12 protein-coding genes and 2 pseudogenes are annotated in these 13,647 nt (G+C 62.8%); 12 read left to right on the top strand and 2 right to left on the bottom strand.

What is annotated here, in order from left to right:
• The first annotated feature begins 14 nt into the window (after positions 1 to 14).
• The 9 genes and pseudogenes from A5775_RS22025 to A5775_RS25955 all read left to right on the top strand — a co-directional run.
• Entirely contained in the window at positions 15 to 998 is a 984-nt protein-coding gene (locus A5775_RS22025; RefSeq protein WP_082953126.1) for a methyltransferase, read from the top strand.
• Between the two features lie 211 nt (positions 999 to 1,209).
• Positions 1,210 to 1,632: an MmpS family transport accessory protein gene (locus A5775_RS22030; protein ID WP_197512838.1), complete on the top strand. Its 423-nt coding sequence runs from the start codon at positions 1,210 to 1,212 to the stop codon at positions 1,630 to 1,632.
• Positions 1,629 to 4,565: an RND family transporter gene (locus tag A5775_RS22035; protein ID WP_067257085.1), complete on the top strand. Its 2,937-nt coding sequence runs from the start codon at positions 1,629 to 1,631 to the stop codon at positions 4,563 to 4,565. The genes A5775_RS22030 and A5775_RS22035 overlap by 4 nt, the downstream gene beginning before the upstream one ends.
• 837 nt (positions 4,566 to 5,402) lie before the next feature.
• On the top strand, positions 5,403 to 5,936 hold the full coding sequence (locus A5775_RS22040) for a cupin domain-containing protein (RefSeq protein WP_231995249.1): 534 nt from the start codon (positions 5,403 to 5,405) through the stop codon (positions 5,934 to 5,936).
• A 188-nt stretch (positions 5,937 to 6,124) separates the two neighbouring features.
• A complete protein-coding gene (locus A5775_RS22045; RefSeq protein WP_067257089.1) occupies positions 6,125 to 7,012 on the top strand; it encodes an aldo/keto reductase in 888 nt (295 codons plus the stop codon).
• A 42-nt stretch (positions 7,013 to 7,054) separates the two neighbouring features.
• On the top strand, positions 7,055 to 7,447 hold the full coding sequence (locus tag A5775_RS22050) for a Rid family hydrolase (protein WP_067257092.1): 393 nt from the start codon (positions 7,055 to 7,057) through the stop codon (positions 7,445 to 7,447).
• A gap of 20 nt (positions 7,448 to 7,467) precedes the next feature.
• Positions 7,468 to 7,929 carry a nitroreductase family protein gene (locus A5775_RS22055; protein ID WP_231995250.1) on the top strand — a complete coding sequence of 154 codons (462 nt, stop codon included), beginning with the start codon at positions 7,468 to 7,470 and terminating at the stop codon, positions 7,927 to 7,929.
• Entirely contained in the window at positions 7,866 to 8,384 is a 519-nt protein-coding gene (locus tag A5775_RS22060) for a cupin domain-containing protein (protein ID WP_067257094.1), read from the top strand. The genes A5775_RS22055 and A5775_RS22060 overlap by 64 nt, the downstream gene beginning before the upstream one ends.
• Positions 8,339 to 8,867 (top strand): annotated as a pseudogene (locus tag A5775_RS25955) (IS21 family transposase); the annotation flags it as partial. The gene A5775_RS22060 and the pseudogene A5775_RS25955, both read left to right, overlap by 46 nt.
• 190 nt (positions 8,868 to 9,057) lie before the next feature.
• Here A5775_RS25955 and A5775_RS22065 read toward each other — a convergent pair.
• A complete protein-coding gene (locus A5775_RS22065; RefSeq protein ID WP_067257097.1) occupies positions 9,058 to 9,876 on the bottom strand; it encodes a class I SAM-dependent methyltransferase in 819 nt (272 codons plus the stop codon).
• Between the two features lie 234 nt (positions 9,877 to 10,110).
• Here A5775_RS22065 and A5775_RS22070 point away from each other — a divergent pair, with 234 nt between their 5' ends.
• Positions 10,111 to 10,875, top strand: coding sequence for an NADP-dependent oxidoreductase (locus A5775_RS22070; protein ID WP_067257099.1), 765 nt, complete (start codon positions 10,111 to 10,113; stop codon positions 10,873 to 10,875).
• Between the two features lie 139 nt (positions 10,876 to 11,014).
• Here A5775_RS22070 and A5775_RS22075 read toward each other — a convergent pair.
• Positions 11,015 to 11,305 (bottom strand): annotated as a pseudogene (locus A5775_RS22075) (NAD-binding protein); the annotation flags it as partial.
• A 384-nt stretch (positions 11,306 to 11,689) separates the two neighbouring features.
• Between A5775_RS22075 and A5775_RS22080 the strand changes: the two are divergent.
• Together A5775_RS22080 and A5775_RS22085 are read left to right on the top strand one after the other, a co-directional pair.
• Positions 11,690 to 12,928, top strand: a complete 1,239-nt coding sequence (locus A5775_RS22080) for a thiolase family protein (RefSeq protein WP_067257104.1) — start codon at positions 11,690 to 11,692, stop codon at positions 12,926 to 12,928.
• Positions 12,929 to 13,091: 163 nt separating this feature from the next.
• Positions 13,092 to 13,490: a GNAT family N-acetyltransferase gene (locus A5775_RS22085; protein WP_067257106.1), complete on the top strand. Its 399-nt coding sequence runs from the start codon at positions 13,092 to 13,094 to the stop codon at positions 13,488 to 13,490.
• Positions 13,491 to 13,647 lie beyond the last annotated feature (157 nt).

Below are 13,647 nucleotides of genomic sequence, written 5' to 3' on the forward strand. Positions count from 1 at the left end.
AAGACCACGAGCGCATGATGACCATGCTGACTGGATTCTGGGTCACCCAGATCGTTCGTGCTGCAGCGACTTTCAACGTGGCGGATCATCTCGCAGCGGGCACCGACACGGCTGAAGCGATCGCCGCAAAGGAATCGATCGACCCGGACGCCACTCGAAGGCTGATCCGTGCCTGCGCCTCGTTGGGTCTTGTGTCGTCGGCCGATGGTGTGCAGCTCAGCGGAACGCCCTTGCTCAGCACGCTGCTCAGAGATGACCCGAATTCGTTGCGTGGCATGGTCCTTGCGCAAGCCGCACCTGGTCATTGGTTGACCTGGGGATGCTTCCCGGATGCTGTTCGCAGCGGCGCCAGGCAGATGGAGGCTGCACACGGTACGCCCGGCACGATCTTCGACTACTTAGCCGCTCATCCCGACGAGGCGAGTCATTTCACCGAAGCCATGTCGAACCTCAGTGCAGCCGCTGCGGTCGAGATCGCAAAGCTGGTCGATACCCGAGGCGTCAAATACGCGCTCGACGTTGGGGGAGCAAACGGCGCGGTTCTTCGGGCGATGATGCGGGTCAACCCCGACCTGCGCGGTGGCGTCTTCGACCTGCCGCACATCGTGCCCGACGCCGCGGCGGCGGCTCGCAAAGATGGTCTGCAGGAACGCCTCACCGCAGTGGGAGGCGATTTTTTCGAGTCGGTACCGTCTTCAGATCTGTACGTGCTCAAATACATTCTGCACGACTGGGACGACGAGACCTGCATGCGGATCTTGAGAAACTGCCGTGCCGCCCTGCACGAGGGTGGACGCCTCGTCGTCATCGACTATCTCGTCGGGGAATTCGGAGTTCCTGGGCTGCCGGCAATGATGGACATGAACATGTTAGTCATGAATGGTGGCAAGGAACGCGACATCGCCGAGTTCGATGCGCTCTTCGCCTCCACCGGACTTCGCCGCACGACCGTCGGCCAGGCTGGGCAGTTCGCCGTCATAGAAACCGTAGGGATCTGAACACGACATCCGCCACGGGCGTCTGCGAACGCGCAACGGACACCGCATCGTTTCTACGATCAGTGATAGGCGCTGCAACCTTCACCGTCACAGCAAAAAAGAGCCACCGCGGGAATCAACTCGACCGCTGTTGCGTTCGGCTAGCCGTGGCGCACGCGCAGAGATGTCTTAATATCAGCCCATCGAGCATTCCTGATCGGGGGGCACGGTGTTGACGCTGCTCAAGCGGGCGTGGGTGCCGCTGGTTGTGACCGTGGCGCTGATCATCGGCGGCGTTGCAGTAATGCGACTCAATGGCGTTTTCCCAGGACCCGGCCTGCCCAAGCCCGATCCCCGGGATGCGACCCCGCCGTACGCGGCAAAGACCGCCATCTACGAAATCCTGGGGCCGCCCGGGACGACCGGCGTCGTCAACTGGATGGATGCGGAGTCGATACCGCAGAAGGCCAGCTTCACCACGTTGCCGTGGTCGACAACGATCGTCGCCGAGATGCCCGGCATCTTCGCCTACGTTGTCGCCCAAGGTGACAGTCCCTTCATCAGCTGCCGCATCACCGTCGACGGCAAGTTGGTCGATCAACAACAGGCCAACTCCCGGAACGCTCAGGTTTCCTGCTTGGACAAGTCCGCGTGACCGACGACACGAGCGACACGGACGAAATCCCCGTCGCGCCGCACACCGAAGTTGAGCACAAACCGCGGGTGGCCCGCTCCATCCGCGCCCTAGCGCTGCCGATCATCGTCATCTGGGTGCTGCTCGCGGTCGGCGTCAACGTCTTCGTCCCACAGTTGGAGAAGGTTGCCGAGGAAGTCTCGGTGCCGCTCTCGCCTTCCGATGCGCCGTCGGTGACCGGGATGAAGCACATCGGGGAGAAATTCAAGGAGTACGACTCCGACAACCTCGTGCTGGTGACCCTGGTCGGCGACAAACCCCTCGGCGAGGACGCTCATCGGTACTACGACGATCTGGTCAAGAAGATCCAGCAGGATCACGAACACGTCGAGCACGCGCTGAACTTCTGGGGGCAGCGATTCACGTCCTCCGGTGTCGAGAGCTACGACCACAAGGCCGCCTATGTCCAGGTCAACCTGCGCGGTGACCAGGGCGGAGCCGTCGGCGATAAATCGGTTGCCGCGGTTCGCAAAATAGTCGCGGATTCGAAGCCGCCGGCGGGGGTGAAGGCCTACGTCGCCGGTCAGGGAGCCCTGACCGCGGACACGATCGTCGTCGGCGACGCGAGCCTGGCCAAGATGACGATCATCACCATCATCATCATCGCGATCATGCTGATGTTCGTCTATCGATCCATCGGCACGGTGCTGCTGACGATGGTCATCCTGTTCGTCGGACTGGCCACCGGCCGCGGCGTAGTGGCGCTGCTGGGCGAAACCGGCATCATGGGGCTGTCGACCTTCGCCGTCAACCTGCTGACGGCACTGGCCATCGCCGCGGGTACCGACTACGCGATATTCATGGTCGGCCGCTACCAGGAGGGCCGCGAACGCGGGCTGGAACGCGAAGCCGCCTACTACGACACCTTGGCCGGTGTCACCAAGGTGGTGCTGGGCTCGGGTTTGACGATTGTCGGGGCGCTGGCCTGTCTGAAATTCACCCGGCTGCCGTACTTCAGTTCGCTGGCGTTTCCGTGCGCAGTTGGTCTGCTGGTGGTGGTGGCGGCCGGGGTCACGCTGACGCCGGCGCTGATCGCCTTTGCAAGCGGCTTCGGCCTGTTCGACCCGAAGCGCGAGTTCAACTACACCCGGTGGCGCCGTTTGGCGACGGCCATCGTGCGGTGGCCGGCGCCCATCCTCGCCACGTCCGTCATCCTGGCAATCGTCGGCGCGATCGGCTTGATGGGCTTCACTCCTCGCTACAACGACCTGTACTACCTGCCGCAAAGCGCTTCGTCGGTGAAGGCGTACACCGCGGCCGATCAACACTTCACCCAGGCCCGTTTGAACCCCGACCTTCTGATGATCGAATCGGACCACGATCTGCGCAATCCCAGAGACATGCTGGTTCTGGACAAAATTGCCGGCGCCATCTTCCGGGTGCCCGGCATCGAACGGGTGCAGAGCATCACCAGACCTCTCGGCCCGCCAATTCAAGACGGATCCATTCCGTTCCAGCTCAGTGTGCAAAGCGCGCCGATCCGCAGCAACCTGAACTACCTGAAGGACCGCGTCGGCGACATCAAGAAGATCACCGGTTTCCTCGACACCCAGATCGAACTGTTGGAGCGCCAGTACGCGGTGACCCAGAAGCTCGCGAACGCCGCGGACGACAGCTCGAAAACCACGGGCGAGACGGCGGCCATCACGGACGAAATCCGGGATCACATCGCGGATTTCGACGACTTCTGGAGACCGATTCGCAGTTACTTCTATTGGGAGAAGCACTGCTACGACATCCCGATCTGCTGGTCGCTACGATCGCTCTTCGACGCGTTGGACGGGTTCGATCAGCTGGCCGAAAAGTTCCACGCCCTCACCAGCGACCTCACCGACACGGCCAAGGCCACGCGCGAATTGCTGGCGATCATTCCCGAGAATATCGCCGTCACCAAGTCGATCCGGGATACGACGCTGACCATTTACAGCACGTTCGACAGCCTGATCGATCAGTTCGACCGGCTGACCGACACGAACGCTGTGATGGGCAAGTCCTTCAACGACTCCCAGGTGGAGAGCGTGTTCTACCTACCACCCGAGATCTTCCAGAACCCGGACTTCTTGCTGGGGTTGAGCTTGATGGTGTCGCCGGACGGAAAGGCTGCCCGCTTCATCATCACTCACGCGGTGGATCCGGCGACGACACAGGGAATCGCGTCTGTCGATCAGGAGCGCCAAGCGGCCAAAGAGGCGCTGAAACTCACCTCGCTGGAAAATGCCGACATCTACCTCGGCGGTACGGCCGCGACGTTTTACGACATCGCCAACGGCGCCAAGTACGACCTGATGATCGCCGGGGTGGCCTCGATCGTGCTCATCTTCATCATCATGGTGATAGTCACCCGCGCCTTGGTGGCAGCGGGCGTCATCGTCGGCACCATCGTGATGTCGTTGGGGGCCGCCTTCGGGTTCTCGACACTGATCTGGCAGCACCTTGGTAATTTCCAGTTGCACTGGGTAGCAACAGAATTCGCGTTGATTGTGCTCTTGGCGGTGGGATCCGATTACAACCTGATGCTGGTGTCCCGAATCGAGGAGGAGATCGGAGCCGGCCTGAAAACGGGACTCATCCGCGGCATGGGTGTGACCGGCCCGGTGGTGACTGCCGCCGGTGTGGTGTTCGCCGTCACCATGGCCACGATGATCACCAGCGATCTTCGGGCGATCGGCCAATTCGGCACGACGATCGGCATCGGGCTGTTGTTCGACACCTTCGTCGTCCGATCGCTAATCACCCCATCGATCATGACGGTGATGGGACGCTGGTTCTGGTGGCCGAAGCGGGTACGGGTCCGCCCGGCCAGCCAGATGCTTCGGTCCGTCGGGCCGCGCCCGCTGGTTCGGGCACTGTTGTATCAGCCGCGGCACGCAGTCCCGCAGGATCCGCAGACGTAGCATCCGGCTCCGCAGGCTTCGACGGCGATCGGTCTACGTTTCGCGCTGCGCCGCCCTTGCGGCTTCGCGCTGAGCCTTCTCTTTCACGTGGGTCGAGCAGCAATGCGAAAGACTGCAATGGAACCGATTACTGCAATCATGGCAACAATAGGCTGATGCGGCCGGGAGCCAGTCCGGATCGGACAAGTCACGCCGTGGGTTGTTCAGATCGAACGTGTGCCCGCAATGTACGCAGGTTTTGGTCTTGGTCTTGCTCTTGACCATACGGGTAAGGGTACGCGCCATGGCCTTAAATCGGTGCTGATTTCAGTTCGACGGCGAACAATCTGCTTTTCGTAAAACGATGGCGTGCAATTCAAAGTAACGTCGTTCGCACCAACGAATTAACCATCTTGTAAAAACTCAGGTGAAGAAACTGACACCCGAGTCGCGCCAGGCCTGGCGTAGCTGTAGTGCCTCGAAACGCTCCGTATCCCGCGTCCCGGACCCGTTGACATGAAGTCTGAGCGTCGTGATCGCCCTTCCCCCTCCTGCGGCAACGGCGGGCCGACAGCCAATCCGCTTCGCGGAGCGGGTCTTTTGGTTGCGACAGCTTTCAGCAGTTCAAACAGCCGACGCTCCGGTTCATGGCGGTGCATAGATCGCCCGGGTGAATAGCTAGTGGGGTGATGACAACTCACCCCGGCTGGCCGCAGTCTCTGCTGTACGAGCAGGACCGGGCGAGATCGCCCGGCGAAGGAGCATCCGTGCCATACGAATACAGCTGTGGCGGCGGAGACACCGGTGAACCTCAGGTGTCTTTTGAAAGTGCAAGAAAGCTGAAGAGGAGGGATTGCAGTGACAAGCGACATCTTGAGGCCAGGTGGCCCGCCAGCTAGGTCTGTCGGCCGCACCGAAGGTAAGTCGGTGTTCCTCGGGACGATCGGTGTCCGCCACATCGTCGATAAGTTTGAAGCCGAAGGGCGCTTTTCGGTCCTCGAGCATCCGATGTCACCGCGAGCGCTGGCCTCACCGCTTCATCGTCACCACAACGAAGATGAGTACAGCTGGATCATCGAGGGACGAGTAGGCGCTTTGCTTGGCGATGAGGTGCTCGAGGGCGGGCCCGGCGACTTCATTTTCAAGCCACGAAACCAATGGCACACATTCTGGAACGCCGGTGATGAGCCCGCCCGCATCCTTGAGATCATCTCCCCGGCAGGGTTTGAGCAGTACTTCGATGAGCTCTCTGCCCTCGGCGGTGTGGACAAAATCTCGACAGAGGACCTCCACGAATTGTGTGCGCGCTACGACCTGGAGATGGATGTCGACAGTGTCCCCGAACTATGCAAACGCTTCAACCTGAAATTCCCCGGCGAACCCATTTTGTAGTGAACCGTAGGGTTCGAAATCCGTGTATGGCCAAGCAATGGCGGCACGACGTCGATGACATGGCCGCAACGACGGATATGGCGCTCAGCCGGATCCGGTCTTTCGCAGGACAGGTGATCCCTCCGACGCCCCGGATCCCGACGGTATCGACGCGGGCCCGATTCCATTGATAGAGAAGAGATCGTTGCATGAGAACTGATCACCCAACCGCCGCAGCCGCGGGCACGCTGGAACTCGGCGGCCGCCTCACCATCAACCGGCTGGGTTTTGGAACGATGCGACTAACGGGACCCGGTAATTGGGGTCCCCCGCGCGACCATCAACAGGCAGTGGCGGTCCTGCGCCGCGCGGTGGAGTCGGGGGTCACGTTCATTGACACCGCGGACTCCTATGGCCCGTTCATCGCCGAGGAGTTGATTCGCACCGCCCTGCACCCCTACCCCGTCGATCTCGTCGTGGCCACAAAGGCCGGATTCCTGCGGACCCGTCCCGACGCGACGAACACACCGTCGCCGTCATCCTGGACTCCGCTGGGCAAACCCGAGTATCTGCGCCAACAGGTCGAGATGAGCCTCCGCAGGCTCAACACTGATTGCATCAAGCTGTTTCAGCTGCACCGCATCGATCCCGATTATCCCCTGGCCGACCAGGTCGGCGAGCTGGCCGACCTGAAAGCCGAAGGCAAGATTGGGCTGATTGGTCTGTCCGAGGTCAGCGTCGATCAGCTCGAGGCAGCGCAGACCATCACGCCGATCGCCTCCGTGCAGAACCTGTACAACCTCACCGCACGCGACGCCGAGCCTCTCGTGAACGTTTGCACCCAGCAGGGTATTGCGTTCATCCCGTGGTTTCCGCTGGCCGCCGGCCCGCTGGCTGCCCCCGACGGACCGTTGCGCAAGATCGCAGCCGCACACCACGCCAGCCCATCCCAGTTGGCACTGGCCTGGCTGCTCGCGCGCTCACCGATCATGCTGCCGATCCCTGGCACGTCTTCATTGGAACATCTCGACGAGAACATCGCCGCCGCAGCAGTGGACCTTACCGATGACGACCTCAAAGCACTCAGCGCCCTCTAGTTGCGCGACAAAGGCCCAAATTCACACCAAAGGAGTCTCCAGATGACAACCATCACCAAGATCTTCACCGGAGTGGGCGCTCACATCGCTCCCGGATACGCCGATGCGGTTGCCGTATCCGGCGGCGGCACACAGATTTTCGTCTCCGGAACGCCCGGGTTGCGCGAAGACGGCTCCGTCCCTGAGGACTTCACCGACGAAGCGCGGCAGTGCTGGGCCAACGTCGAAACCGCACTCGGCAAGGCCGGCGCCACGCTCACCGACATTGTCTACATGCGCCAATGGCTCACCAGCCGCGACAATGTGTCCGCCTACCTGGCGGTGAGCAAAGAGATCATCCACCACGAACCCGCCGCGATGTTCAGCATCATCGACGGGCTGGTGTGGCCCAACATCCGCGTGGAAGTCGAAGTCATCGCCATCCTGCCGGCATGAGCGATTACCCCATCGTCGACTTGTCCACCGACGAACTGCTGACCACGACCCGATCGGTGCGCAAACGTCTTGATTTGACCAAACCTGTTCCCATCGGCCTGATCCGGGAATGCCTGGAGATCGCGGTGCAGGCACCGACGTCGGGCAACGTGCAGAACGGGAGCTTCATCATCGTCACCGATGCCGAACAGCGTCGCGCGATCGCCGATGTGTACCGCCGCACATGGGACTTGAACGCCGCGTCCCCTTTCGCGGTCGCCGATCGGTTCAAGGACGACCCCGCGCGTAATCGCGAGCAGCGCAAAGTGTCCGACAGTGCGGCGTATCTCGCCGAGCACATCGGCTTGCCGACCAGGCTACGACCGCGCTTGGTAGGCGTGTCTGAGACATCCACTAGTCATTACGAAAGGGACATGACATGCAGTTCGACAACAGCACCGTCTTCTGCCGGCTCGCCGAGGAATCGGCCGGGGAGGCGTTAGACGTGCTAGGGCCGACCATCGAGTTCCTGACCTGGTCCGAGGATTTCTGTGTGATGCGTGGCGTGGTCCCGCCCGGGGTGACGGTGCCGCTGCATCGACACGACGACGCCGAAGACTTCTTCATCATCTCCGGCACGCAACAAGTCCTCGTCGAGAGCGCGAATGGGCTGGAATGGCGCGACGCTCACGCCGGCGATTACGTACGCATACCCGGTCATGTCCCCCACGCGCATCGCAACATCAGCGACCAACCCGCGATCGAGGTTATTGTCACGAGCGCGCGCCTTGGCCGGTTCTTCCAAGAGGTCGGCGTACCCGCCACCGATTCACCCCAACCGCCCACGGCAGAAAGGCTCAAACGTTTCGTGCAGGCCGCCGAGAAGTACGGCTACGTGCTCGGCACCCCTGAAGAGAACGCCGCGGTCGGAATAGAAGTGCCAGCATTCACCGGTTAGAAGCATGTGTAATGCGGTTGTCCACCCTGGTCGCCACCACGGTGGACAAACCTAACGGTCCAACGACTGCTACCTTCACTCGCGCTGGCGGGTATGTGGGCCGGGCGCGGAATTTCCGCCGCCTGGCTGCAGCACAGAAAGCGTTGTGGCGCAGTGAGAATCATCGCGGTCGCCGTCCGGCGGTGTGGACGCGCGGTGAGTGTCTGGTGGTGGACTGAGTCGAGGCTGGGGCCGGGTTGTTCCTGTTCTGCGCCGTCCTGGCCCATTTGCGGTATCGGTTTGTGCCCTTCGCGGCCGATCGCAAAGCCTTGACCACCCTGGCCAGGCTCGCCCAACCGCCAGCGGCGGTCGGCGGGCCTGGCGGCCAATGTCCTCGCAGACCGGATGGGCTGCCTCAAACGTGGTGTGATCGCCAACGTCGTGGTCCTCAGCCCTGACTACGTCCGGTTCGCTCCGGATTTCTATCACGCCTCAGACCCGCAGTGAAGGGGTGGGTGGGGGGAACCCTTTGCGTATGGCTCCGCTAACCAAGCGTCTTGGGTCGCTCACCCGGATCAGCCGGGGTTGACACAGCGCTAGTTGTGTTGTGCAGCAAGGAAATTAACATGAGTTCTGCCCCTATGGCGACGTCGTTCGCCACGCTCACACAGGACCGAAGGCTGCAGGCGAGCACCTATTCGGGTCGCCGGCCCCAACCGCCCACGATTGTCGGCAGCGTCCAGACCGCGTTGGCGTCGTCGAGGGCCTCGCCGAGCCGCTGCTCGAGTGTGTCGAGACCCATCTCCGCCTCGGTCGCGACACCGGAGTTCACTATCGCGTCTTTCAGTGCACGCACAACACCGACGTAGTACGCCACGGCACCTGCGCTTCTTGGTGGCCAGTAGTCCTGCAACCCGAGGGTCCCGATGTCACGGAAACCCGCCTGCTCGAAGAGCAAGGGAAGGCGCATCCCGAGTAGCACGTCGGCACGTGCGTACCCGAAGCCGGCAGTGATCCACTTCCTTACGCGTGAATGCAGTTCGACTTCGGGCAGCGTACGCACACCACTCGCGTCGTACTCAACGGCGATGAAGACACCGCCCGGACGCAGGTTACGTAGTTGGTGCGCAAGGACTTCGACAACGCCGGGCAGATGCATGAGCAGCAGCCGACAGACGATGGCATCGAACGGTTCCTCGTCCAGGAACGTGCGCGCGTCACCGTGGCGAAAGTCGACATTACGCAAGCCAAACCCGTCCCGACGTTGCATGGCCACGGCGATCTGGGAGAAATCCTGCTCGACGCCCACCACGGATCCCGCGGGCCCGATCATCTTGGCGACCTGAAACGCAACGTCGCCCGGCCCGGAGCCGAGGTCGAGCACCCGCATGCCAGGTCGAATACCCCCGCGCTGAAAGAGAAGACCTGTCGGTTCGGCCAGTAGCGCGGCCTGCGTCTGCAGACGCGCGATCTCAATGTTGTCGCTGCCCAGAGCGTATTCGGGTTTGGTCACGCTGCTATCTAACAACAGGCAAGTGGGATGCCGGCAAGTGCCGGCGCGTGATTCACCCGGGTGAATAGGTGGCTTGGGTGAAGACAACTCACCCCGCGCGGCCGCACGCTCAGTACGGCCACTATCGGCGGGATTGTCGGTCCGCTTCGGGATCCCCCTTCGGCCGTTACGCGCCCTCGATACCAAGAGCGGCGGCCCAGTCGACGCCGGCAGGAGTACCAGGAAGGACCCCGAATGCATTATGAGGACAAGAAGGAGAATTTGATGAAGGCCCTACGCCAGCACGCTGACGGGTTGCGGCTTGAGGAGATTGCCCAACCGGAACCGGGTCCCGACGAAGTGCTCGTTCGCGTCCACGCCGCGGCGATCACGCGGGACGAGCTGACCTGGTCAACCGACCGGCTGCCTGCGATTCCCTCCTATGAGCTGTGTGGCGTGGTCGAGTCGAATGGCGAAGAGGTCATCGCCCTGACGCCGTTCGATCGCGACGGAGTCGCCGCCGAGTTCGCGGCGGTGCCGAAATCCCTGCTCGCACCGAAGCCGTCCGCACTGACTTATGAGCAGGCCGCGGCGCTTCCGATGCCCGGGACGACCGCGTGGCAGGCGCTGGTCGTCCACGGCAAGGTCAAAACCGGCGAACGGGTGCTGATCACAGGCGCGCATGGCGGAGTCGGACACATTGCCGCCCAACTCGCACGTCGGCTCGGAGCGGTTCTGGTCGATGAAGGCGAGGCCTGCGACCTCCTCTTCGACACCACCGGCGGGGAGCCGCTCGCTCGTAGCGCGGATGGTGCGGCGCGCATCGTGACGATCGCAGCCGAGGCGCCGGGCGCGCAGTACTTCGTTGTGGAGCCGGACGGCGCGCAGCTCAGGGCGCTGCCGGAACTACAGCCGCAGATCGACACTGTCTTTCCGCTGGACCAGTTCGAAGCGGCTTTCGCTCGCACCGCCGAGCATGGCAAAAGCGGGAAGGTTGTGCTTCGCGTCGCCGAGAAGTAGGCCTGCCAGCCGAATCGACTTGCATTGCGAGGTCGGGGCCAGGCGGAAAGTCGGCCCGAATTCTTCGATACCCCGGATGCGGCCCATTATTGCGGCGAATGAGGGCCTGCACCGGCGAGTTCTGCGCGGCCGCTGAGGATTACACGGGGTGGTGTGGCAGCAGCCCCGAGCCCTCACCGGCGTCCCGGCTGGCGAATGCGGCGATAGCCGACCAGTCCAGTTGCCCGCCACCGTTGGCCACGAGCGCGAGGAAACGGTCGTGCAGCAGGCTGACGATCGGCAACGGAACCGCTAGCTCGTCGGCGGCGGCCAGCGCCAGCCGAATGTCCTTGAGCCCCAACGCCGCGGCGAACCCCGCCGGCTCGAATTCCCGGCGAGCAATCAGCCCGCCGTAGGTCTGGTAAGCCAGGCCGCCAAACAATTTCGACGTCGCGCTTGCGGGCGTTCGGATCGAACGTATGGCCGCAATGTACGCAGGTCTTGGTCCTGACCATTTCGCAAAACAGGTGGGTTGCAATTCACGCTCGGCTTTACGCTGTGGCTGCTAGCGGACGAGACGAACGCGGCGCGCAAACAATCGACACTCGCCCGCAAGTCATATCCAGTCACGCTTCGGTTCACGGCTGCGCGCTACTCACCCGGGTGAATAGGTGGTTGGGGTGACGACAGCTCACCCCACCTGGCTGCAGTCTCAGTACGAGCGAACCGGGGGGATTGTCTCCCGTCGTCGGGGCGCCCGACCTTCGTGCGCCACGCGTCGTCGACACGGGTACCGGCGGTCAGTGGGCGCGCGCTGCGACGGAAAGGGGCCCCAATGAGTGAGGCGTATGTCCTCGGCGGCGTGCGTACGCCGTTTGCCCGCTACGGCGGCACACTATCGGCCATCCGTGCCGACGAGCTCTTGGGAATGACGCTCAAGGGCGCATGCGAACGGGTGGGCGTTCCCCTTGATGCCGTCGAAGATATCCTCGCCGGGTGCGTGAACCCTGCCCATGAGGGGATGGGTGATATCGCGCGATGGGCCGCCCTTGCCGCGGGATTTCCTGACAGTGTCGCGGGCGCGACCGTGAATCGGTTCTGCGGCTCGTCGTTGAGTGCGGCGGCGAGTATCAGCCACGCGATCAAGGCCGGCGATCTCGGCCTGGGCATCGCATGTGGGGTCGAATCGATGTCACGCTCGGGCTGGGCGCTGATGAAAGGCGACGCGGCTTTCAGCCCCCGTGGTCCGGTGTTGATGCTCGACACCATGTGGAGTGGTGCCGGCGGGCCGCCGAATCCACGGTTGCTGGCTCGCAACGCCTACATCAGCATGATCGAGACGGCACAGAATGTCGCGGATCGATATTCGCTGACCCGCCAGGAGATCGACGCGTTTGCACTGCGCTCACAGCACCGTGCCACAGCCGCTCGCGACCGAGGGAGGCTGGCCAAGGAGATCATGGCAGTGCCTATCGCGGCGACCAAGAAGACAGCGGCGCGTCTGGTTGAGCGTGACGAGTTCATCCGCGATGACACCACCGCAGAGGCGTTAGCGGCACTTCCCGCCCAGCCGGGAACCACGCAAATAACGGCGGGCACCTCCACGCCCTTGAGCGACGGTGCGAGCGCGGTACTGATCGCCTCGAAGGAGCGCGCGGCCGAATTGGGCGTACCGCCGTTGGCCAGGATCGTGTCTAGCGCCGTGTACGGGATCGATCCGCTGATCATGGGTGTGGCTCCGGCGTGGGCGATGCCGGCGGCGATCCGGCGCGCCGGCCTGACCCCGCAACAGATCGATGTCTGGGAGATCCACGAGGCGTTCAGCGCGCAAGCCTTGGGAGTGCTGCGGGAGCTACCCAATCAGCTCGACGGCTTCGTCGTGCCCGATGACAAGCTCACACCCAACGGTGGTGCGGTGGCAATCGGGCATCCGTTTGGTGCGACCGGGACCCGGTATTTGTTGACGTTGTCCATCGAGTTGCGCGAACGTGGCGCACGCTACGGCGTGATCGGGGTGTGCATCGGCTCAGGGCAAGGGGTGGCGTTGGTGGTGGAAAACCCTGAAGCCCTTTAGCTTTGGCGCCCTGGCGCGGCGCAGCGTGGATTCATCGAGGCGAATCACCCGGATGAATCGGCGGATCGGATGATGACAACCCACCCGACTCCGACCGAGGGTGAGCTCATGGCACATGCGACCTCAACTGCCGCCTGTGACGACATGGAAGGGATAGCTGACTGTGAGTGAATCACCAACGTCCATGGGCAGTATCGAACGCAACGCCCACGATGAGCTACAGACAATCATCACCGACAACGCCCAAGACGGTCGGTTCGAGGCCGCGGTAGACGGCCAGGTGATCGGTCGGCAGCCCTACCGTCGCTACCGCGGCCACATCGTGTTGATGGCCACCGAAGTCGATGCGCAATGGCGTGATCGGGGTGTCTCCTCGGCGATGATCAGCGGTGTGCTCGCACTGATCCGGGAGGCCGGACACACGGTCATTCCGCGGTGCAAGATCACGGCTGACTACATTCTGCGCCATCCTGAGTATCGGGACCTGGTGGGCGACCAATATCAGGAATTGCTCCGTCCGGTGTCGCGGCCCGCTGCGCCGCCGGCTCCGGACAGCCAATAACCGGCCGGCGGCCGATGGCGGTGAGCCGAAGGCTGCAGCGCGTCAGCTGACCTTGGGCATCGGAATGCCCTCGCTGGCGCTGAATTGCGCGTCGTCCTCGGAGGACAACCCGATGGAGACGACGGAGCGGTTGAATAGCACGTCGGTCAGGTAGGCC

The sequence above is a fragment of the Mycobacterium sp. 852002-10029_SCH5224772 genome, from assembly GCF_001667315.1.
Classification (GTDB): Bacteria; Actinomycetota; Actinomycetes; order Mycobacteriales; family Mycobacteriaceae; genus Mycobacterium.